The sequence below is a fragment of the Paenibacillus sp. ACRRY genome, from assembly GCF_022346995.1.
Lineage (GTDB): Bacteria > Bacillota > Bacilli > Paenibacillales > Paenibacillaceae > Paenibacillus.
The window spans coordinates 1,657,948-1,680,661 of record NZ_JAKRNM010000001.1 but is presented as its reverse complement, the minus strand read 5'-3'; the positions used below and the strand labels follow the sequence as shown (position 1 = coordinate 1,680,661).

21 protein-coding genes are annotated in these 22,714 nt (G+C 48.1%); 18 read left to right on the top strand and 3 right to left on the bottom strand.

The features are described from left to right. Positions 1-47 precede the first annotated feature (47 nt). Both MH144_RS07070 and MH144_RS07065 read left to right on the top strand, forming a co-directional pair. The gene (locus MH144_RS07070) at positions 48-530 is read left to right on the top strand and encodes a tetratricopeptide repeat protein (RefSeq protein WP_239298717.1); all 483 of its coding nucleotides are present in this window, start codon (positions 48-50) and stop codon (positions 528-530) included. Between the two features lie 41 nt (positions 531-571). Further along, entirely contained in the window at positions 572-775 is a 204-nt protein-coding gene (locus MH144_RS07065) for an OadG family protein (protein ID WP_239298715.1), read from the top strand. A 31-nt stretch (positions 776-806) separates the two neighbouring features. On the opposite strand, the gene MH144_RS07060 is transcribed toward MH144_RS07065, so the two are convergent. Continuing rightward, a complete protein-coding gene (locus MH144_RS07060; protein WP_239298713.1) occupies positions 807-1,682 on the bottom strand; it encodes a LysR family transcriptional regulator in 876 nt (291 codons plus the stop codon). A gap of 163 nt (positions 1,683-1,845) precedes the next feature. Between MH144_RS07060 and MH144_RS07055 the strand changes: the two genes are divergently transcribed. The 3 genes from MH144_RS07055 (at position 1,846) to MH144_RS07045 (ending at position 6,762) form a co-directional block, all read left to right on the top strand. Next, a complete protein-coding gene (locus MH144_RS07055) occupies positions 1,846-2,793 on the top strand; it encodes a DMT family transporter (RefSeq protein WP_239298711.1) in 948 nt (315 codons plus the stop codon). Between the two features lie 181 nt (positions 2,794-2,974). Then, positions 2,975-4,015 (top strand): LacI family DNA-binding transcriptional regulator, encoded by a 1,041-nt coding sequence (locus MH144_RS07050; RefSeq protein WP_239298709.1) that lies wholly within the window; start codon positions 2,975-2,977, stop codon positions 4,013-4,015. A gap of 200 nt (positions 4,016-4,215) precedes the next feature. After that, complete coding sequence (locus tag MH144_RS07045) at positions 4,216-6,762, top strand: beta-mannosidase (protein WP_239298707.1); 2,547 nt, start codon at positions 4,216-4,218, stop codon at positions 6,760-6,762. A 116-nt stretch (positions 6,763-6,878) separates the two neighbouring features. Here MH144_RS07045 and MH144_RS07040 read toward each other — a convergent pair whose 3' ends face one another. Beyond that, on the bottom strand, positions 6,879-8,876 hold the full coding sequence (locus MH144_RS07040) for a beta-galactosidase (RefSeq protein ID WP_239298705.1): 1,998 nt from the start codon (positions 8,874-8,876) through the stop codon (positions 6,879-6,881). Positions 8,877-9,182: 306 nt separating this feature from the next. Here MH144_RS07040 and MH144_RS07035 point away from each other — a divergent pair, with 306 nt between their 5' ends. From MH144_RS07035 to MH144_RS07015, 5 genes are all read left to right on the top strand, one after another. Continuing rightward, a complete protein-coding gene (locus tag MH144_RS07035; protein ID WP_239298703.1) occupies positions 9,183-9,860 on the top strand; it encodes an SOS response-associated peptidase in 678 nt (225 codons plus the stop codon). Positions 9,861-10,096: 236 nt separating this feature from the next. Next, entirely contained in the window at positions 10,097-11,227 is a 1,131-nt protein-coding gene (locus tag MH144_RS07030) for an NADH-dependent flavin oxidoreductase (protein WP_239298701.1), read from the top strand. A gap of 147 nt (positions 11,228-11,374) precedes the next feature. Further along, positions 11,375-12,142, top strand: coding sequence for a DeoR/GlpR family DNA-binding transcription regulator (locus MH144_RS07025; RefSeq protein ID WP_239298699.1), 768 nt, complete (start codon positions 11,375-11,377; stop codon positions 12,140-12,142). A 21-nt stretch (positions 12,143-12,163) separates the two neighbouring features. After that, positions 12,164-12,622, top strand: a complete 459-nt coding sequence (locus MH144_RS07020; RefSeq protein ID WP_239298697.1) for an OsmC family protein — start codon at positions 12,164-12,166, stop codon at positions 12,620-12,622. Positions 12,623-12,678: 56 nt separating this feature from the next. Continuing rightward, positions 12,679-13,269, top strand: a complete 591-nt coding sequence (locus tag MH144_RS07015) for a DUF2062 domain-containing protein (RefSeq protein WP_239298695.1) — start codon at positions 12,679-12,681, stop codon at positions 13,267-13,269. Here MH144_RS07015 and MH144_RS07010 read toward each other — a convergent pair. Next, positions 13,244-14,176, bottom strand: a complete 933-nt coding sequence (locus tag MH144_RS07010; protein WP_239298693.1) for an AEC family transporter — start codon at positions 14,174-14,176, stop codon at positions 13,244-13,246. The two genes, MH144_RS07015 and MH144_RS07010, sit on opposite strands and share 26 nt — an antisense overlap. 214 nt (positions 14,177-14,390) lie before the next feature. On the opposite strand from MH144_RS07010, the gene MH144_RS07005 reads away from it, so the two are divergent. The 8 genes from MH144_RS07005 to MH144_RS06970 all read left to right on the top strand — a co-directional run bounded on the left by MH144_RS07005 (position 14,391) and on the right by MH144_RS06970 (position 22,660). Then, entirely contained in the window at positions 14,391-15,473 is a 1,083-nt protein-coding gene (locus MH144_RS07005) for a lactonase family protein (RefSeq protein WP_239298691.1), read from the top strand. Between the two features lie 354 nt (positions 15,474-15,827). Further along, positions 15,828-16,460: a 3-hexulose-6-phosphate synthase gene (gene hxlA, locus MH144_RS07000; RefSeq protein ID WP_090993813.1), complete on the top strand. Its 633-nt coding sequence runs from the start codon at positions 15,828-15,830 to the stop codon at positions 16,458-16,460. Positions 16,461-16,464: 4 nt separating this feature from the next. Beyond that, complete coding sequence (gene hxlB, locus MH144_RS06995) at positions 16,465-17,028, top strand: 6-phospho-3-hexuloisomerase (RefSeq protein ID WP_239298689.1); 564 nt, start codon at positions 16,465-16,467, stop codon at positions 17,026-17,028. Between the two features lie 207 nt (positions 17,029-17,235). Then, positions 17,236-17,595 (top strand): winged helix-turn-helix transcriptional regulator, encoded by a 360-nt coding sequence (locus MH144_RS06990; protein WP_095287596.1) that lies wholly within the window; start codon positions 17,236-17,238, stop codon positions 17,593-17,595. Between the two features lie 179 nt (positions 17,596-17,774). Beyond that, positions 17,775-19,577, top strand: a complete 1,803-nt coding sequence (pepF, locus tag MH144_RS06985) for an oligoendopeptidase F (protein ID WP_239298687.1) — start codon at positions 17,775-17,777, stop codon at positions 19,575-19,577. A gap of 107 nt (positions 19,578-19,684) precedes the next feature. Next, the gene (locus MH144_RS06980) at positions 19,685-20,200 is read left to right on the top strand and encodes a DUF2500 domain-containing protein (RefSeq protein WP_239298685.1); all 516 of its coding nucleotides are present in this window, start codon (positions 19,685-19,687) and stop codon (positions 20,198-20,200) included. 202 nt (positions 20,201-20,402) lie between these two features. Then, positions 20,403-21,896 carry a rhamnulokinase gene (locus MH144_RS06975; RefSeq protein WP_239298683.1) on the top strand — a complete coding sequence of 498 codons (1,494 nt, stop codon included), beginning with the start codon at positions 20,403-20,405 and terminating at the stop codon, positions 21,894-21,896. A 2-nt stretch (positions 21,897-21,898) separates the two neighbouring features. Then, positions 21,899-22,660: a DeoR/GlpR family DNA-binding transcription regulator gene (locus MH144_RS06970; RefSeq protein WP_239298681.1), complete on the top strand. Its 762-nt coding sequence runs from the start codon at positions 21,899-21,901 to the stop codon at positions 22,658-22,660. Positions 22,661-22,714 lie beyond the last annotated feature (54 nt).

Below are 22,714 nucleotides of genomic sequence, written 5' to 3'. Positions count from 1 at the left end.
TGTTGTATGTGTTTAATTGGGTAAGTTTGGGAGAGAGAGGGAGAGATATGAGTCAACTAGAACAAGCAATACGGTTAAGACAGGAAGGCAAGACGCAGGAAGCAATCGAGTTATTGCATATCATGGCTGAGAAGGAACCGGGCAATGCGGACGTATGGTATCAATTGGCCTGGGCGCATGATTCACTTGGATTGGAACGCGAAGCCGTACCATATTATGAAACAGCGCTAAGCCGGGGATTGAAGGGGAAAGACAGAGCAGGAGCCATTCTGGGTCTCGGCAGTACATATCGGACTTTGGGTCAATATGAACAGGCTAAGAAGTGGTTGGAAACGGGGATCGAAGAATTTCCGGAGCAGCGGGAATTTGAAGTCTTCTATGCCATGGTACTTTATAATACTGGGGAACATGCGGAAGCCATGAAACGGCTGCTGGTTCAGCTGGCGGATACATCGTCGGATCAAGGCATACATGATTATCATAAGGCAATCCGCTTTTATTCGGATCAACTGGATCGCATCTGGGAGTAAAACATTTTTTAAGTCAGCATTAAATAAGAGGGGATGATATCATGAGTTCCAATGAAGAACTGGAACAGATGAACGAAAGAATGGATCGGCTTGAGCAGAAGCTGGATTACTTGGCATATCATCTTCAGGGAAACCGGCGTTCACCCGCTATGCGATTTCTGATTGGCTTTGCTGTTGTGTTGGCTTTCCTCTTTATACTCATGATATGCATCGGAGTTATACAATTTGTAAGTAATGCGAGTTAAGGGGAAGGGGAGGCGCACTCCCCTATTCTGACTAAGGGGTATGCGCCAGCCATTCCTGCACAGCTTCAATAAAACGGCGGGTGGCTGGAGACAGATTGGCAAGAGAAGGACAGGCTAGTCCAATGGTACGGTAAGGGTCGCCGCTGAGTGGTACAAGTGCCAGTTCATTCGTATGACCTTGTAATACCATCTCAGGCAGGAGACTGATCCCGAGTCCGTTTCGAACCATGGCCATAATGGCCTGATCTTCAGCAACTTCATAAACTACATTCAGCTTGGCGGTGTGATGCCGAATCAAACGTTCAATCTCATTGTCACCACCCCAGCGGGGCAGAATAAAAGGCTGCTCCAGGAGCAATTCAAACGATACAGAAGTCTCATCTGCAAGTGGATGACCTAGGGGCAGGATGCACATCATCCTGTCTTTTTGCAATGGGATGGTCTCATAAGACATCGGTTCGCCAAGGGATAAAAAGCCGAGATCAATAGCCCCGCCAGCCAGCCAGGCTTCAATTTCAGCATAGTCACCCTCCCACAGTTTGATCTCTATACCAGGATGCCGCAAGCGGAATTGCTTCAGTATTCCAGGCAGCCATTGGGTCGATACGCTGGCAAATGTACCAATGCGTACTGTACCCACTTCAGCTCCGCGAATCAGGGATATTTCCTGGTTCATGAGCTCGTTCCAACGCAAAATTTCACGAGTGTAACCAAGAATCCGCTCCCCTTCAGCAGTAACCCTTACACCAGTTCGGCCTCGATTCAACAATGTAAATCCGCAATCCGACTCCAGACTGGCAATGGCATGACTGATAGCAGACTGAGTAATATTAAGGGCATCCGCAGCCTTGGTGAGACTTCCGTATTCTACGACGGCATTCAGAATTTCATACTTGACCAATGACATAATTCAATCCGTTCCTTCCGGTGAGTAATGCATGAAATTATTTCATAAATACTATTATAAATATTCATTTTTATAATGGAAAGAGATCGTTTATACTTGCCAAGGCGAGTTAATTGGTACGGACTCAGCATAGAACAAAACATAGAATGAAGGTTGAAGCAGAGTGGGTAGAGTCATTGGAAAACAAGTCAATTTTTCAAGAAGAGCAGATCTGCAGATGCTGCTAGCAACCGTTATTTGGGGTTCCTCCTATTTATTCATGAAGTCAGGTCTGGAGTCCATGCAAGAGCTCAATTTGGTCGCATTCCGCTTCAGTATCGCTTTTATTGCCGCAGCGGTCATTTTCCACCGGAGACTGTTCCGAATGGATCTGAAAACACTTGGGGCAGGTACCATCATGGGTACTGCATTATTTGCAGCTTTTGTGCTGATTACTTATGGAGTACAGCGGACAACGACTTCGCAGGCAGGATTTCTGATTAGTTTGGCCGTAATCTTTGTGCCGATCCTAAGCACTATCTTACATAGACGCATGCCGGATAGAAGACTGATGATTAGCATTATTGTGGCTGTTGCCGGACTTGGTCTGCTAACACTACAGCATGAGCTTAGCCTGCATACCGGTGATATCCTGTGTATTTTGGCTGCTCTAACGTATGCAATTTATATTATGATCGCTGGAAGGTATATTCCGAAACATGATCCCTTAACGCTCGGTACCATTCAGTTGGGGGTTGCAGCACTCTGGGGAATCGGGGCCACTTTCCTGTTCGAGAGTCCACGGTTGCCAGATAGCCCGGAATCCTGGGTAGCTATTCTCGGACTTGGGATACTGTGCAGTGGTATTGGATATATCCTGCAGACACTGGCTCAGCGTCATGCATCGCCTACCCGGACCAGTCTCATTTTCTCTCTTGAACCGCTGTTTGCGGCAGCCTTTGCTTTTAGCTTTCAGGGAGAGACACTAACGCTGCAAGGATATACGGGAGCCGCATTGATGCTCCTGGGTGTATTAATAACAGAAATCAAAACAATGGACGTCAGATTTTGGCGCAGGAAGCGGGGGACGATACCTGCAGACCTTGGGGAGCAGGGAGCTTCCGGGGTTTAAAATCAGCATGAGACAAAAGGGCTCGGACATCTCTTCGTTGAAGAGTGGACGAACCCTTTTTTGGTTTGAATAACAATCCTTCTTGACTAACAAACCAAACAAAATTACAACTTGTTTTGTTGAACTTTGTTTTTTATGCTACACTGAATGTAAATTAAGGGAGAACGGGTGAGTGGGTAATATGGGCAAAAAAGTGACCATGCAGCAAATCGCCGATGCTGCGGGGGTGTCAAAATTCGCAGTCTCACGTGCTCTGACGGGAAAACCTGGGGTGAGTGAACAAACCAGAGAGATGATTGTAAAAACAGCAGGTCAACTGGGTTATTTCAAAACGGAAACCAAGCGTTTTCCTGTTGAGTCACAGCCTGTACGCAGCAGCAAGCCAGTGCAGTCAGGCACGATTCTGATTTTGTTCCCCAATATTCGTTCCCAAAATCGCTCCTCACTGTACTGGGGGCCTGTATTTGACGGTATTTCTGCACGCCTTAACGAACAGGGGATGGATATATTAACATTAACCGAACCCTCTTCGGACCGGATGTTCTCGGTACTTAATCCTGAAGCGATTAGCGGCATTATAACAGTAGGCTCCATCTCCACTCCTATACTGCTTGAGATTTATAGACTTCAAATCCCGCTCGTGATGGTGGATCATGAAGACCCGGCCATTCACGGGGATACCGTATTTACGGATAATATCAAATGTATGAAAGAGCTGGTGCTGATGCTCGTAAGCAAGGGGTACAGACGATTCCAGTTTGCCGGCCAGCTTCCTGATGCTGCAAGCTTTCGAGAGCGATGGCTGGGATACCGGACGGTGTTGGAAGAAATGCAGCTGTCAGTAATGCAGCAAGCCGACTTGCTGGGACCGGATCTTGAGGTCATTCAGAAGGCGATAACCGAAATGCCGTTAGCAGATATTCCTGAAGTGATCGTCTGTACCAATGATCATACGGCAGTCATGGTAGTGCGAGCCTTGCAGAGTCGAGGCGTTGTGGTGCCTGAACGCTGTGCAGTGACCGGGTTTGATAATACGAGTGCAGATGAGCCTATTCTGGCCACGGTTCATATCAACAAGGAAAACCTCGGCATTAGGGCAGTGGATCAACTAATGTGGCGTATGGATCATCCCCATGAGCCGTATGAACGCAAGTTAATCTATTCCGAATTGGTTGTCCGGGATGAGTACCACGCCAGTCGTGAGCAAGATCAAGGTGAATAAATGCTTATCGGATATGGAAGCAGACATGAGCAATGAACAGCTCATGTCTTTTTGTTTTCCTATTTTGTTATTTCAGAAAAACGGATTGACGTTGAGTGGGTTATCATGTTAATTTTGTTTTGTAAGTTATTCGATAATTTAATAACAAAACCTAACAAAATGATTCGCTTAAGACACTTCATCGATAAACGGAGGCTGTTATGAGTAAAATACAATCACAGATTTTTCAAAATTGGACGTTCAAGGCTTGTGAGGATCAAGAATGGTTGCCGGCTCAGGTGCCCGGCTGTGTCCATACGGATTTGCTGAAACTGGATAAGATTCCGGACCCGTTTTATGGAACGAATGAGAAAGAGATTCAGTGGATTGACAAGAAGGATTGGGAATACCGGACAGAGTTTGATATAAACGAGGATTTGTTGTCACAGGAACATCTGGAGATTGTATTTGACGGTCTAGATACATATGCGGATGTATATGTGAATGACCAGCACGTATTATCCGCCGACAACATGTTCCGAGTGTGGAATGTGGATGTGAAGTCCATTGTGAAGTCCAGTGGTAATGTACTGCGAATTCGTTTTCGCTCACCGATCCAAGAAGATCTGCCCAAGCTGGAGAAGTTAGGATATGCATTGCCTGCATCCAATGATCAGTCCGATGTCGGTGGACTTGGTGATAAACGAGTGAGTATTTTTGCCCGGAAAGCACCTTATCACTATGGTTGGGACTGGGGTCCCCGCTTCGTAACCAGTGGTATCTGGCGTGAAGCGCGGCTGGAAGGCTGGTCCGAAGTGAAAATCAATGATGTATTCATTCGGCAAAATGAAGTAACCGCTTCCGCAGCCTCGCTGACGGCCATCGTGGAAGTTGAAACGTTCAACCCAATTGAAGCAATCATTCGTATTGGTACGGATGGTCAGACATGGGAACAGGCTGCTTCACTGCAAGCAGGGGTGCAAACGATCGAAATTCCAGTTTCGATTACCGAACCGAAGCTGTGGTGGAGCCGGGGACTGGGTGACCCGCATATGTACTCCTTTGTTACGGAAGTGCTCAAGGGAGAACAGGTTCTGGCCGATTCGACGGTTAAGACAGGACTTCGATCTATTCGTCTGGTGCGGGACAAGGATGAAGCTGGAGCTTCTTTCTACTTTGAATTGAATGGTGTTGCCGTCTTTGCGAAAGGCGCCAATCATATTCCAAATGACAGCTTTATTACGGAGATTACGGCAGAGCGTTATCGGCATGAGATTGTCTCAGCAGCCGAGTCCAACATGAACATGCTGCGGGTATGGGGTGGCGGTATCTATGAAGAAGATGTGTTCTACGAATTATGCGATGAGTACGGCTTGCTGGTTTGGCAGGACTTTATGTTTGCATGCAGTATGTATCCGGGTGACGAAGCGTTCCTGAACAGCGTGAGACACGAAGCCATCGATAACGTTAAACGTTTGCGCAACCATCCAAGCATCGTACTGTGGTGCGGAAATAACGAAATCGACTCGGCTTGGGCCCATTACATTGAAGACGGCGGCTGGGGCTGGAAAAAGGATTATAATGCCGAACAGCGCGAGAAGATCTGGGCAGATTATGAAGCCATCTTCCACGAGCTTCTTCCGGAAGTGGTTGAAGCCTATGCGCCAGGCGTAGATTACTGGCCTTCTTCGCCACTGGTGTCTCTGACGGGTGATGAGAAGCAGCATGCTAATCCATCGACGTCGGAAGGGGATATTCACTACTGGGGCGTGTGGCACAGCGTTGAACCATTTGAAAACTACAACGTTTACGTTGGCCGTTTTATGAGTGAATATGGCTTCCAGTCGTTCCCGGAATACAAATCTGTTCGTAAATATGCCGAGGAAGAGGATCTGGCACTGGAATCCGAAGTGATGCTGGCTCATCAAAAGAACGGCGCAGGTAACCGTCTGATCAAACAGTACATGGACATGTATATGCATGAACCGAAAGATTTCCCATCCTTCCTGTACATGAGTCAAGTGCTTCAGGCTGAAGCGATGAAGACAGCCATTGAGGCACATCGCCGTCGTAAACCGTACTGTATGGGAACACTCTACTGGCAGATGAATGATTGCTGGCCGGTCGCTTCGTGGGCAGGCATGGACTACTTCGGTAACTGGAAGGCATTGCAGTATTATGCCAAACGCAGTTTTAGTGACGTACTGGTCTCAGTGGATGGTACGAAGGAAGACAGAACGGATGTTTACCTGATTTCGGATCAGCTGCAGCCGGTTGAAGGCCAATTGCAAGTGCGCCTCATAGGGTTCGATGGTACGGTATACCGGGAGGAAGAGCACGCAGTGACTCTGGAATCGAATTCGGGTAAACAGATCCTGACCCTGAACAACTCCGACTGGCTCCAAGGCCACGATGCGGCAACAACCCTGTTGCGATTGGATCTGAAGCAGAAGGGTCACGCTGACATAGTGCAGGAACACTATTTTGCCCCGTCGAAGGATATTGGCTTGAAGCAAGCTTCGATCCAAGTGACTGAAGTGCAAAAGAACGATGGTTCATATCTGGTTCTGGAAAGTGACACACTGGCTAAACAGGTATGGATCTCTACAGAAGCTGAAGGCGTGTTCTCCGATAACTTCTTCGATCTCATTCCTGGCATTCCGGTGAAGGTCAAATTCATGTCCAGAGAAGGATTACAGAATGCTGGTGCAGTATCGAAAGCTGGTGCGATTGAGGTTCGTTCCATGGCTGATTTTATTAAACTGTAATTGTAATTATTATTAATTTATTGAATGAACAAATGTGAAAGGCCCGGGTGCACATATCGTGTACCCAGGCCTTTTTTTTAGTTTCTCTATCTCACAACACCATTAGAGGATGCTTCTTATTTTTCGATTTCGAGGATTTCAAGGTCATACGGGTCCAGTAGCAGCTGATCTTCCTTGATTAGACCGTCCAGCGCACTCGTATAGGTAGCATTCAACTGGATGGAAGCAGGTTCGGGGCTTAAATTCAGAATAAAACGAAATGATCCATTTGGACCCGTCCGGGTGGTGATCTGTACCCCATCAGGTAGAGCTTCAATTCCCGCAAGCTGGCGTTTGTCTCCAATCGTTCGCAGCAGCTTGCGCAGATAAGCCTCTTCTGGCTGGGTGGCTATGTAATAGACCTCACCCTCACCCCAAGGGTTCCACGTTACAGCTGCACTTTCGGCATAGAATTGATCCGCATATACAGCGACTGGTTGTGCCGTATCGAGTTCAAGTACATCTGCCCACTGGGATGCTGCATATTCATTGCCCTGATCATCCCGAATCGTGATGGTGTCGCCGCCTACTGGGTCATATTCGGTCACTCTCACACCGGAACAAGCGGACAACAAGCCCGGAAGCGGGGCCATCACACATATATTATAGTCATCCTTAACGCCGGAACGATGTGTTAGGATCAGGGTTCCTCCTGCAGCTGCAAAAGCCTGGAGTCGCTCTGCTGTTTCCTCGTCCAGGAGGTACAGATGAGGAGCAATGATGATTTTGTATCCGTCCAGTGATGTGGAAGAGTGGATGACATCCGAACTGATTCCCAATTTGGTCAGGGCACGGTGCCATACTTTTATGTTCTCGTAGTAATTCAATCCCTCAGCCTGAGGTTGAATGTGCAGGGCGTATAATTGCTCATGCGAATGCAGGATGGCAACTTCGTTGTCTAGCGTTGAACCTTGCAGACGCTCGCCGAGTTTGTTCACCTCCGTGCACAGCTGCTGAAATTCTTTAAACCGCCGACCGGGCACATTACTGTGGTCTATCAGGCCATGCCAGAACTGTTCTGCTCCTGCCGTAGCACTCCGCCAGCGGAAATGCACAACCGCATCCGCTCCGCGGGCTATAGTCTGCCACGAGTAAGCACGTAGAAAACCTGGACGAGGTGCGCGCCACATCGGAAACCAGCATCCTGGCGGCCCGCTTAGCTGTTCCATAATCCAGAAATTGCGGCGTTTGATGCCACGTGTCAGATCCAGAGACAGCGCCCCGCTGTATGGTGCCGTTTCGGTTTTGTTTGGTGATGGATTCGGATAATAATCGAAGGAAGCGAAATCGAGCTCTGCTGCAATCTTATATTGATCCGCTTTTTGCGGATAACTATGGAAATTATGTGTGATCACGTGGTCTGGACAATTGCGGCGAATGATGTCTACCTGAATCTGCTGAAAGGCAACGATGGAATCCGACTGAAAACGGGAATAGTCCAGCAAAAATGAAGGATTCTGAAACGTGGATCCCCCATAGGGCGGTGTAATCTGTTCCCAATCACTGTATTCACCGCTCCACACCACAGTACCCCAGCGTTGATTGACTTGTTCCAATGTCGAATACCGCGCTTGAACCCATTCGCGAAAAGACTCCGCACAGGCGGGGCACTGACAATCCGTGAAGCTGAATTCATTGTCTGTTTGCCATCCCACTACTCCCGGGTGCTTGGCATAGCGTTCAGACAGTTTCTGCACGATGCGTGCACTGTACGTTCTCATGCTCGGACTGTTATAGCAGCGGTGGCCACGAACCCCTTCGTGGTATCGTTGACCATTGGGAAGGATAGGCAGAATATCCGGACATTTCTCAGTGAGCCAACGTGGTGGTGTCATAGTGGGGGTTCCGATGATGATCTCTAATCCATGACTGTGCAGGGTATCCAGCGCCTGATCAAGCCACTTCCAATCAAACTGCCCATCCGCAGGCTCCATACGGCTCCACGCAAATTCACCCACACGCACAAGGTGTACACCGCTATCGGCCATCAAACGGGCATCCTGTTCCCATAACGCAGAGTCCCAATGCTCTGGATAATAATCGACGCCCATTCGAACGGGACGGTTGAATTCCATGTGAATTATCTCCTTTGTTGTCGAAATAGTAAACGGCATATGAAGTTCATATGCTTGAAACGGTCATATCATCAACACTATCCTATAAACGTAAGGTGCTTCTAACTCATTGTATAATGGATATTTTCAGCGGAGTATAACATCATGTTGTGATGATTAGCATGATCTTGTCATTTTCATAAGTGTCTCTGATGTAACGTCTTGTACGCAGTGGTTGCGCATCAATACTTTGAATATTGCCATGCATAATTTCCCTTTAATAACAAACAATACATTCAAATTCACACAGGGAAGGAAGCGTTAAGCATGTGCGATCGTTTTTCATTGGCCGCTGATTTGGATGAAGTGAGGGACCATTTCAAGATTGAACGCGTGATGTACTATTACAAGAACCGCTATAACATTAGTCCGACGCAGCATACGCCGATCATCTTGCATCAGGACGGTGAACGGGTATTGGATGAATTTCGCTGGGGGTTTATTCCGTTTTGGGGACGTGATGCTGTCAATGCCAACCTGATGACGGTGCATGAGAACCCATCCTACTACAAACTGGTAGAAACGAAACGATGCGTTATCCCTTGTAACGGACTGTATTACTGGCGTAAGGAAGGTAAAAAAAGTTATGCGGTACGAGTGGTAATGCCTGATCGGGGGTTGTTTGGTATCGCAGGGCTATATGAAATTTGGAAAGATACCCGCAAACAGCCGCTTCGTACCTGCACAATGCTAATGACTGGTGCCAACATGGTAACCCGGGAATTTGGGAACAAAATGCCGGCGATTCTCTCGGAAGGCGAAATCAACACCTGGCTTGACCCCGCTAATACACGAGTGACACAGCTGCTGCCACTTCTCAAATCGTACAATACGACAGATATGAATCTGTATCCGGTAACACCTATGGTAGCTAATGATGAACATGATTGTTATGAATGTGTGGAAGAGATGGATCTGAAACTCGCATATGTACGCAATTTCTAGACGCATTCTGTGGATGGGTCTCCATGGGGCGGAGTGTAGCAAGTCACTTCGCCCTTTTTGCTGTGAGCTTGATGAGACGTGAATGTGTTTAATAATTGGAGGAATTGAATCGTCTAAACGGTTTGAAAAATGAAAAGTTGAAATATGGAGTAATAGTAACTATAATGGTTACAGTAATCGAAATACGTATTCATATATCTATTTAAAGAGATATTAATATCAGGAGGGAACCACGAATGAATCCAAAGTATAGCCAAATGTTTGAACAAGTTTCACTACCGAGCGGCATTAGTCTCAAAAACCGGATCGTACTCGCTCCTATGACCCATATGTCCTCGAATCCTGATGGTACTGTCTCGGATGCAGAACTGGCTTATTATGCTCGTCGCACTGGCGGTGCAGGCATGTCCGTGACTGCTGTAACGTATGTTACACCGAACGGTATCGGATTTCCGGCGCAATTTGCCGCTTATGACGATAGCTTCATTCCTGGCCTGAAACAACTCGCTGACACGATAAAGCAGCAAGGTTCCAAAGCAGTACTTCAGATCTTCCATGCCGGACGTCTCACTCCGGAACAAGCTGTACCTGCTGGTCAAGTGGTTGCGCCAAGCACAGTTGCCAGTGAGCGTCCAGGATCGCCTCTACCGAGAGAACTGTCTGACGAAGAAATTACGTCCATTATCAACGATTTCGGTGAAGCGACACGTCGAGCCATTGAAGCCGGATTCGACGGTGTTGAGATCCACGGTGCAAATGGTTACTTGATCCAGCAGTTCTTCTCTCCACATTCGAATCGTCGTGAAGACCGCTGGGGTGGCAGCATTGAGAAACGTCTGACATTCCCACTGGCCGTTATCGATGAAGTGAATAAGGCTGTAGCGAAACATACCAAGCTTCCATTTATTGTCGGATACCGTTTCTCTCCTGAAGAACCCGAAACACCGGGTTTGACTATGGAAGAGACTTACGCACTCATTGACGCACTGAAAGAAAAAAATCTGGATTACTTGCATGTATCCCTGAACGAGTTCTGGTCCAAACCACGCCGGGGCGAAGCAGATACCCGTTCCAGAATGGAATTTATCCTTGACCGTGTAGGCGGCAAATTGCCGGTTATTGGTGTAGGTGCAATCCATACGGCAGACGAGGCAGCGGAGGCTCTTCAAACTGGCGTGCCACTGCTTGCCATCGGACGTGAGTTGATTATTGAACCAGACTGGGTAGAGAAAATCGAGAGCGGACGCGAAGAAGATATCGAGACCGTTTTGACAAAAGCGGATCAAGAGCGTCTGGTTATCCCTGACGGATTGTGGAATGCCATCATTAACACACCGGGCTGGTTCCCTTTGGCAGACGATAAATAATAGATCTCAGCATGTTATGGAGGGAGCATAGGCTCCCTCTTTTTGCACGTTCTTCATCCCGATTAAAATTCTCCTTCAGGTAGCGCTGTGGTATGATGGGATGTACAGGATTCATCTTGGATATCAACGGTTTGGAGTGAATGAATAATGCTCGTGGCTGAACGTTATGAGAAAATTGTGGAATGGGTGGATGCGCAGGGAAGCATGCGTGTAACCGAGCTTAGTGAGCGCTGCGGGGTGACGGAGGAGACGATTCGCCGCGATCTGGACAAGCTGGAGCAGGCTGGCAGGCTGAGGAGATCCCACGGCGGTGCGGTAAGTGTAAAATACAAAGAAGAAGGACAAGCGGAGATCCCTTATCCTGAACGTGCGATTACGCATGCTGAGGAAAAGCGCAGAATAGCTGAAGAGGCCATCAAGATGGTACAGCCAGGCGACCGAATCGCACTGGATGCGAGCACAACGGCATGGTATATGGCTGCAGGGCTGCCGAATATTCAGCTCACTGTATTGACCAACTCCATCAAGGTGGCCGCTGAACTGAGCAGCAAGGAACAGATCAGGGTTATTGCCACGGGAGGGCAGCTTGCTTCCAAGTCATTGTCTTTTGTAGGCCCGCTCGCTGAACGTTCACTGGATGCCTATCATGTGGACAAGGTATTTCTGTCTTGCAAAGGAGTGCATTTGACCAAAGGCATCAGCGAATCGAACGAATTGCAGGCTTTGGTGAAACAGAAGATGATCAGTATTGCGGATGAAGTTATTTTGCTCGCCGATTCGAGCAAGTTTGATATACAGGCTTTTACAAGAGTCGCAGAACTCAGCAGTGTGACACAGGTCATTACCGATGTGGGGTTGAACGAAGAGCATGTTAGCGCACTGAACGAACAATCCATACCATGTAAACGAGTGTAGTTATAGAAAGGAATGAGTGAAATGAAACATCCTTTTCATCTGAAAGCCGTATGGAACGGCGGACGTAACAGTGAGGGCACGATTGATGCGGGAGGATTAAAGTCGGTCATATCCATCCCTCAGGAGATGGGGGGTCCAGGTACAGGAACCAATCCGGATGAAATGCTGCTGGGTGCAGCCTCCACCTGTTATCTGATTACCCTGGCGGCCATGCTGGAACGGTCGGATATTACACCGCATGAGCTGACACTGGAGTCGGAAGCAACGGTGGATGTCACCCATAACATATTTACCTATGAACGAATTGTGCATCGACCACGCATTGTGCTGCAGTCTAATGCAACAGAGGCTGAGCTGGCCAAAGCGGATCGACTTGCACATAAGGCCGAAGAGTCATGTATGATATCAAGAGCGGTTGCAGGGAATGTAACCATCGAAACGAAGCCTGTCATTGTCACAGCCGATGTTAGAGCAGTCTAATAGATATGAAGAGACGGCGCGAGCCGTCATTTGTGTAAAATAAGGGGAAGTTCAGTATGAATTCACAGAAAAGCAAAGCGAACCGATTCGCGCGTTTAACACGTGCGTTGAAGCTGAATTTTCTTAAATTGTTACGCGCTCCCGGAGGAGCACATAAGGTTTCCACCGGATTTGCGATCGGTTTTGGGCTCGAATTGATCGTTATCTCCACGGCATCACTGATCTATCTCGTGTTTTACCCCATTGTGCGTTTGTCTGGCGGTTCACTTCCGGCTGCCATCGTAGGCAATGTGATTGGAAAACTGACGTTTCTGCCGATTCTGCTCATGCCGCTTGCCAAGCAGATCGGGTCATGGATATTGCCAGCGCACAGCATGGGACAGGGCCCAGTTCACGAGAGTGCCTTCATGGAGCTGTTTCGAGGCAATTGGTCTGCGCTAAGCGAACTATTGCTGGGTGGGCTCGATATCCTCGCAGGCATGTCTGTCTTTGGCGTGATCCTGGGGTCCATTTCGTATTTTGTGGTCAAATTTTTCTATGTCAGAGCTCTCCGGCGTCGCCATGAACGAAGATTGGAGAAGCGCCGCCTAGCGGCGATGTCTCCTGGACCAGCACCCGTGCTTATCCGGAAGACATCACAATCATAACCGGCAGAATAACCATGGATGCAGCGGTTGTCCATAGAATGCAGCGGGATACAAATTGCGGTGAGGCATTGAATTGTTCAGCCAAAATCACTGCGTTCACTGCCGTCGGCATGGATGCCAGAATCAACAGCACGCTAAATAAGGTGCCTTCGACCTGAAGTGCGGTCAAGATCAGGTAAGATAGTACCGGCGCAGCAGCGAGACGTACGACAAGTCCAGTCCAGAAAGCACGCCGCACATTAGACTGCCATGGCTCTGCGGAACCGCGTGGTCGTAACATCTGTGCACCCAATATGGCAAGCACGACTGGGGAATAGCCCGCTGCAAGCATCGAGATACCACCATCCAGAGCTTCAGGAAGACTGATGCCGGTGGACCGCAAAACGATTGCAATGGCTGCGGCATAAATGGACGGCATACGGAACACGGACAAAATGGCATGTTTGACTGTGAATTCCGACCTGGCTGCAAAAAAGATCCCGACTGTATTCACAATAATCATCTGTCCGATCACATAGACCGAAGCCTTGTCCAACCCCAGTTGTCCAAAGGCAAGCAAAACGAGCGGGAGCCCGTAATTCACACAGTTCGTAAACGTGGAGACAAGGGTTAGTCCTGCTTTTTCGTTTGCACCCAGGTGGAAGATCCGGCTTAATAGTTCGGCCAGTGCCCATAACGCGATCAGATTAATAATGGAAAACCAGAACGTGCCTGTGACGTCCGTCCAGGTAATTTCGGCATGCAGCAGCGTATCAAAGATCAGCGCAGGGCTCAGAATATAGAGGGAGAAGGTTGACAGTGACCGGGTATCCCAATTCTTGAACCGTTTTAACAGAATGCCTCCGATGACTGGCAGGGATATGGGCAAAAAAACATGGTACAGCGTAAGCAAAAATGATTGCAGCAACCGAGTTCAGTCCTTTCATGATGAAAAACCTATCTAATCATAGCAGAAGTTGTCCTGCATCGTGAATGGATACCCGCATGATATTTCTGCAATAACGTGCACGAACGCCTGTATGTTGAGCATGGAAAGGGGGGGCGGATTGCTATTTTGATATGGCAGATTTATTATAGAAGAGGTGCAACTAGACTACATACACATAGAGGAGGAAACTGTAATGAGTGAATCAAAACGCTTGCTCGTATTGGTCGGCTCTTATGCCGAAGCGGAAAATGAGGGCATTTACGCATATGAATTGAATGAGGATACAGGCAGCTTAAGCAAGCTGGACGGCATCTCGGGTGTGAAAAACCCAACGTTTGTAAACGTAAATGCCGAAAACAACAAAGTGTATGCGATTGGGGAAGCTGTATCTCCAGAGGGAAACAAAATGTCCGAAGCGGTTGCTCTGAACATTGATCCTTCCACAGGGAAACTATCCTTGCTTAATCGTAATGATTCCATCTCGGCTCCACCATGTCATATCCAGCGCGATCCTTCGGGACGTTACCTGATCCTCTCCAGCTATCATGGTGGACTGGTAGGTCTGCAATCGTTGATGGATAGCGGTGAAGTCGGAGCGCTTTTGGACGAGAAAAAACATGAGGGTAAAGGTGCACATCCAGAGCGTCAGGACAAGCCTCACGTTCACTCTGCTTTCTTCAGCCCGGATGGCAAATACATGATGGTACAGGATTTGGGTGCTGACAAGATTGCCATCTACACAATCGATGCTGACAACAATGAGCTTGTACTGCATAGCGAAACAAAAACCCATGCAGGAGCAGGTCCGCGTCACTTGGCGTTCCATCCGAATGGTCAATTTGCTTATGTGATTAACGAAGTGGATTCTTCCATTACGTCTTACCGTTATGATGCAGCAGCAGGTACACTGACTGAGGTAAGCACTGTGTCGACCTTGCCGGATGGCTACGAAGGCGCTGAAAATACAACTGCTGAGATTACTGTATCGAATGATGGACGTTTTGTATACGGATCGAACCGTGGACATGACAGCATCGTTGTATTCGCAGCAGACGCTGAAACAGGACATTTGAAATTGGTTGAACATGTGTCTGCAGAAGGTGAACATCCACGTCACTTTGCATTGACACCGAATGGTAAACTGCTCATTGCAGCCAACCGTGATACCAACAACATCGTTACGTTCACTGTAGATCAAGAAAGCGGACGTCTGAAATACACAGGACATAGTACAGGTGCATCCAAGCCGGTATGTGTAAAACCCGTTTATTTCTAAACCGTATTGATTCAGTTGTACATGCATAGATACATTAAAAATACCTTGCCTTATGGCAGGGTATTTTTAATGATGTTGAGGAAAAGGTTTGTTTTCGCTACTTCTCTATAGGGTGTTCCTTGATTGATTTTGATCATTAGGCTTCGTATAACAATATAAATTAATCAATAGTATCGTGTAGGTAACTACCTGACTTCAAAGTGCGTACTTCCTGAATGGAAAGTCAGCCTCTACAATGAATGAGTAGCCAAGATAAACTTTGCATGCATCTGAAGAGGCTGATTGGTGCAGGCTAATTATTTAGAAATCCTATACAGCAATACTCATACTTGAACAACAAAGGAGAAATGAATCATGAAATTGCAACTCGCACTCGATCTGGTAAACATCCCTGAAGGTATCGCTCTGGTTAAAGAAGTGGAACAATATATCGATATCGTTGAGATTGGTACACCAATCGTTATTAATGAAGGTTTGCACGCGGTAAAAGCGATGAAAGAAGCGTTTCCTAACCTGCAAGTTTTGGCCGATCTGAAAATCATGGACGCTGGTGGATATGAAATCATGAAGGCAGCTGAAGCTGGTGCGGATCTGATCACTGTGCTTGGGGCAACCAATGACAGTACGATCAAAGGTGCAGTAGCAGAAGCGAAGAAACAAAACAAACAAGTTCTTGTGGACATGATCAACGTACCTAACCTTGAACAACGTGCTCGTGAAGTTGATTCGCTTGGCGTAGATTACATCTGTGTACACACAGGTTATGACCTGCAAGCTGAAGGACAAAGCCCGTTCGAAGATCTGCAAACGATCAAAGCTGCTGTGAAAAACGCAAAAACGGCTGTAGCTGGTGGCATCAAGCTGGAAACATTGCCTGAAGTAATCAAAGCACAACCGGATCTGGTGATTGTGGGCGGCGGAATCACTGGACAAGCAGACAAAGCCAAAGTTGCGGCTGAAATGCAACGTCTCGTTCAACAAGGGTAACGGAATGAGCAGCAGACAATACGCAGCAGACATTCTGAAGGAGCTGGAACGTACACTAAGCCAGATCGACGATTCGGAGATGCAGGCGATGGCTGAGCATATTCTGGCTGCTGAACAGATTTTTGTGGCAGGTGCTGGACGCTCCGGTTTGATGGGAAAGGCTTTTGCCATGAGATTGATGCAGATGGGGTCCCGGGTATTCGTCGTCGGGGAGACTGTCACACCAGGCATCAGTCCGAAGGATTTCCTTTTGTTATGCTCGGGTTCGGGAGAAACGGGCAGTCTGGCGGCAATGGCTCAAAAGGCCAGTAAAGCCGGTGCTCCTGTCGGTCTGATCACGATCAAGCCGGAGTCCACTATTGGCCAATTGGCTAGCACCGTCGTTCGTCTTCCTGCATCTGCGAAAGAGGACACGGCAACATCAGGCGCAGCAGTCACGATTCAGCCGATGGGTTCCCTTTTTGAACAGGGATTACTGCTAGCTATGGATGCTCTAGTGCTCACGTTGATGGAAAAGAAAGAGATGACTGGGGCGGACATGTTTGGCCGTCACGCGAATCTCGAATAGAAGATCGCTTATAGATTTTGAAGCAAAACATAGGTAGGACCGGTATCCCTTAAATAAGAGGGGAGCCGGTCCTTTCTGTCATGCTTGATAAGGTGATAGGTCACGTCTCCTATGCATTCGGGCCATGCTGTAGTAGAATTAAGAGTAAGCTATATCAGAATAATGTACCTATTGATATAAGAATGTAAGCTAAGGGGGCTCGGAGCCATGGCAGCCGAAGTCAAGGAACGGATTAATTTGAAAGAAATCAACTGTGAGAAGGAATTGACCCTTGCTGTTATTGGCGGCAAATGGAAACTCATTATATTGTGGCATCTGGGCCTGGAAGGAACCAAGCGATTCAGTGAATTGAAGCGATTGATCCCACATATCACCCAGAAAATGCTGACGAACCAGCTTCGGGAGCTGGAGGAAGATCGGCTGATTGAGCGTAAGGTTTATGCAGAGGTTCCTCCTCGGGTAGAGTACAGCTTGACAGACCATGGACATAGTCTGATGCCAGTCCTACGAGCCATGTACGATTGGGGCAAAAATTACGGAGAAAATGTAATCTGGAAATCAGAATAAGTCCAGGTCAAATAAATCTAAGTCAAATAAACCGCTGAGATATGGAGTATTCCACACCTCAGCGGTTTATTTTGATTCGGCTTGAACCCAAAGTCTCAATTTGGGAGATGTCAGGTATAAACGGTCGTAATATGATACGATGAGAGATATTGGAAATGCAAGGAGGAGGACATATACTGATGGAAAAAATACGTACACGCGACGAAGTAAGCCAGGAAACGACATGGAATCTCACAGATCTGTTTGGGACAGATGCGGAGTGGGAACAGGAACTCAGATCACTCCCTGAAGCAGCTGTCAATATCGAAACGTTCAAAGGACGTCTGGGCGAAGGTGCCGAACAGCTGCTGGCTTGTCTGGACGCTCGTGAAGCACTTCAGGAACGAATTGTGAAGACTGCATCCTACGCACGACTGAAACAATCAGAGGATAGTACCAATCCGGTAAACATTGAGAACTCGGCCAAGGCGGGAGATATTCTGTCTTCTCTGTCGTCTTCCTTGTCTTTTGTCCATTCGGAAATTGCGGATCTTCCCGAGGGTACAGTGGAACGTTATATTGCAGAACTTCCCGGACTGGAGCCCTATGCTCGCAGCCTGAATCTTTTACTTCAGGAAAAAGCACATCGTCTCTCACCGGAGACGGAGAAGGTGCTGGCTTCCCTCGGTGAAGTATTGGATTCACCTTACCGGATTTACCTGCGTGGTAAACTGGCAGACATGACTTTCGACGATGCGCTGGATGGAGAAGACAATAACCGTCCACTGTCCTGGTCTTTCTATGAAAATAACTACGAAATGTCTTCCGATACCAAGCTGCGCCGTTCTGCTTATGCAGCCTTTAGTTCCAAGCTAAATGATTACAAAAATACATTTGCCGAAGGTTATGCAACCGAAGTGAAGAAACAGGTTGTTTTATCAAGGCTCCGCGGTTACGACGACGTCACCGACATGCTGCTTAGCCCGCAGCAAGTTAGCAAAGAAATGTACAACAATATCCTGGATATTATTCAGCAGGAACTTGCACCTCATATGCGCAAACTTGCGGCTCTCAAGAAACGCGAGCTGGGACTGGACAAGCTAATGTTCTGTGATCTGAAGGCCCCGCTGGATCCGGAATTCAGTCCTGCCATTACATATGAGGAAGCCTGCACGCTCATCCGTGAAGCGCTTGCTGTGCTTGGACCTGAATACGGCGAAATAGTGGAGCGGGCATTCAGCGAACGTTGGGTGGATTACGCAGATAATGCCGGCAAGTCGACGGGTGCTTTCTGTTCATCCATTTATGGTGCGCATTCGTACATCCTTATCTCTTGGGCTAACAATATGCGCGGTGCTTTTACGCTCGCTCATGAAGTAGGGCATGCCGGGCATTTCATGCTTGCTGGACGCTATCAGCGGATTACCAATACGAGGCCTTCACTGTATTTCATCGAGGCACCATCTACCATGAATGAAATGCTGCTGGCTGATCATCTGTTAAAACGTTCTGACAATCCAAGAATGCGTCGCTGGGTCATCTTGCAATTGCTCAACACGTATTACCATAATTTCGTAACCCACCTGCTTGAAGGTGAATTACAGCGCCAAGTATATGCACTTGCGACCAAGGATGAACCGATTACAGCCAAGCTGCTCAGTGAGCTCAAAGGAAATATTCTCTCCGCGTTCTGGGGCCCAGACTTGGTTGTGGATGAAGGGGCGAAGCTAACTTGGATGAGACAGCCTCATTATTATATGGGTCTGTACCCGTACACCTATGCAGCCGGTTTGACAGCATCGACCGCAGCTGCCGGCCTGATTCGCGAGGAAGGACAGCCTGCCGTGGATCGCTGGCTTGAAGCATTAAAAGCAGGCGGTAGTCTCGCACCTCAAGAGCTAATGAAACTTGCGGGTGTGGACATGTCCGGACCCGAGCCGATCCGAGCTGCCGTGGCGTATGTTGGCAGTCTGGTTGATGAACTTGAACGTCTGTATTCCTAATTACGCTCATATAGTATACGGACAAGGCAAGTAAGGTTGTCCGCGTGCACCGTCTCCTTGGCAAGGGACGGTGCATCTTATTTTGGAGCCGGAAAGGAACGATGATAATGACGACGATCAGCATATTCTCATCGCTGGGCCTATTAACCACAGACGGCTTCGGTGTATTTGACGACATGAATAGTGTGCCGGGATTTGAGGGGAATCAGGGGGGGTTTTTTTCGGGATTTAATGAGTTTGGGGCCATGAGTGCATTTGGATCCATATTTATTGGTGCTATATTTCTCATTATTGCATGTGTGATTGTGTACGTCATTATATCAGGGGTCCGAACATGGTCTTCTAATAATGCTGCAGCTCTACTCACGCTGCACTGCACAGTGGTGGCGAAGAGAACCCAAGTTACCGGAGGGAGCGGGGACAGTAGTGCTTCCACCTGGTACTATGCAACATTTCAACTGGATAATGGAGAACGTGTGGAACTGAACGTCGGCGGAAGCAACTACGGCATGCTGGTGGAAGATGATCAAGGCATGCTGACGTATCAGGGCACAAGGTTCAAGCATTTCGAGAGAGACGTGCAGCCCCAGTCCGGCGTAAGCAATGGCCGCTTTTATACGTAATCCAAACGTAATCGAACCAGAAGAACGACTTATCCAAGGGATCAGGTCGTTTTTTTGTTGGGAAAGAACAAAACACAGGGTATTCAAACGCTTACATCAGTGATATACTCGTGAAATAAAGCTAAACAGTATAAAACAAAAATAAACAAACAAATAAGTAAGGGAATAAACAACATTTGTATAGAAAGGTTGGTGTAGAGCAGTGAGCGTGTTGGCATATGATTTGGGAGCTGGAAGCGGTAGGGCGCTGCTGGGTCATTTGAATGATCGGGTCATAACGGCCACCGAAGTTCATCGATTCAAGAATGAGCCGGTCAAAGCAGGTGAGCGAATGCACTGGGACATTCTGCGTTTACATCATGAATTGTTGCAAGGTCTGCACCTGGTCAAGCAGCAGGGAGAGCAGCCAGACAGTTTGGGGATCGACTCCTGGGGAGTTGACTTTGGACTTCTGGGCCACAATGGTGAACTGCTCGGTAACCCCTATCATTATCGTGATGGGCAGTTTAGCGGCACGATGGAACAGATTCGCAATGAGTTAACCTCCCAACGGATCTTCGAGCGAACAGGTATTCAATTTCTAAGTTTTAATACCTTGTACCAGCTCGCAACCCTGCAGCGGAACGGTTCACCACTGCTGGGTGCAGCAGATCGTTTCCTTATGATTCCGGACCTGCTTCGGTACTTTTTGACTGGAGAAGCGGTGAATGAGTTTACCAATGCGACGACAACACAGCTCTACAACCCGGTGAGCGGGCAGTGGGACGGAGAATTGCTTGCCCACATCGGGGTCTCGGATCAGCTATTTGGTGAAGCGGTGATGCCGGGTACACGAGTCGGTCAACTACGCAGCAGTATATCCGGTGAATTGGGGATATCAGCGATTCCTGTTATTGCAGTAGCCGAGCATGATACGGGTTCAGCAGTGGTCGCTGTCCCGGCAACGGATCGTTCATTTGCTTACTTGAGCTGTGGAACCTGGTCCTTGATGGGAACGGAGATTGATCATCCTGCCATTACTGCCGAAAGTTTGGCCTTGAACTTTACGAACGAAGGCGGAGCTGGCGGAACATTCCGTCTGCTTAAAAACATTATGGGACTCTGGATACTGCAGGAGAGCATGCGTGAATGGGAGCGTCAGGGGAAGGGGATCAGTTACGCTGAATTATTGAAACAAGCTGAAGTGGCTCCTCCATTTGCAAGTTTATTTGATCCTGATGACGATCTGTTTATGCCAGCAGGTGACATGACCATTCGGATTCGTCAGTATTGCCGAGATACTGGGCAGCAAGAACCACAGGATCAAGGAGCTATTGCCAGATCCATCCTGGAGAGCCTTGCGCTGAAATACAGAAGAGTGCTGGAATGGACGGAACAAATATCGGGTCAGTCTTTCAATGGATTGCACATGGTCGGCGGAGGCATCCAGAATAAATTGCTATGCCAGTGGACGGCAAGCTCTATTGGCAGACCGGTATGGGCAGGTCCGGCAGAAGGAAGTGCAATCGGGAACATGGCTGTCCAATGGATTGCCAGCGGAGCGTTCAAGGACATTTGGGAGGCGCGCAGGGTCATACGTGATTCGTTCCCGGTAACGGAGTATGAACCGAAAGACAGATCGATTTGGGAAGAGGCTTACGGCAGATTTCTTAGGTTAACGGACTCATTGAAATCACAAGCCGGAAGTGAGGTGTAACCATGCTGGCTGCTGAGCGGTATGATCGGATTGTCGAGATGGTTAATGAAAGCGGAAGCATGCGTGTGTCCGAGCTAAGTGATCGCTGTAGGGTAACCGAAGAGACCATTCGCCGCGATCTGGATCGGCTGGAACAAGCCGGGCGATTAAAACGTTCCCATGGGGGGGCTGTGAGCATCAAGGATGATCAGCCGGAGATCCCCTATCGCGTGAGGGAAACGACGCATGCGGAAGAGAAGAAGCGAATTGCTCAGGCAGCCCTTGCCATGATTCGTCCCGGGGATCGAATACTCCTGGATGCCAGCACCACTGCAGGTTATATGGCTGCGAACATGCCGGATATTCCGCTGACGGTGTTAACCAACTCGATTCAGGTAGCGACCGAACTTAGCAGCAAGGACAAGATAGAGGTGATCTCTACCGGGGGCCAATTGGCACAGCGTTCGCTATCGTTTGTCGGACCGCTCGCCGAACGTTCACTGGAAACGTATCACGTTGATAAACTGTTTTTGTCCTGCAAGGGGGTCCATCTGGATGGTGGTGGAATTAGCGAGTCCAATGAACTGCAAGCCAGGTTGAAACAGAAGATGGTCGGCATCTCCGACCAGGTTATTTTGCTCGCAGATGCCAGCAAGTTTGGTGTGCGTGCGTTCGCCAGGGTAACCGGATTAAATGCAGTTCATGCTGTCATTCTCAATGAGCAACTGGATAATAATCTCATGAAACGTTTGAAGGACTATGACATCCAAATTACGACTGTATAAGCAAACGGGCACGTAGTCTGCTCGTTCTGACTTTGATACTTAGCGTTAACTTCA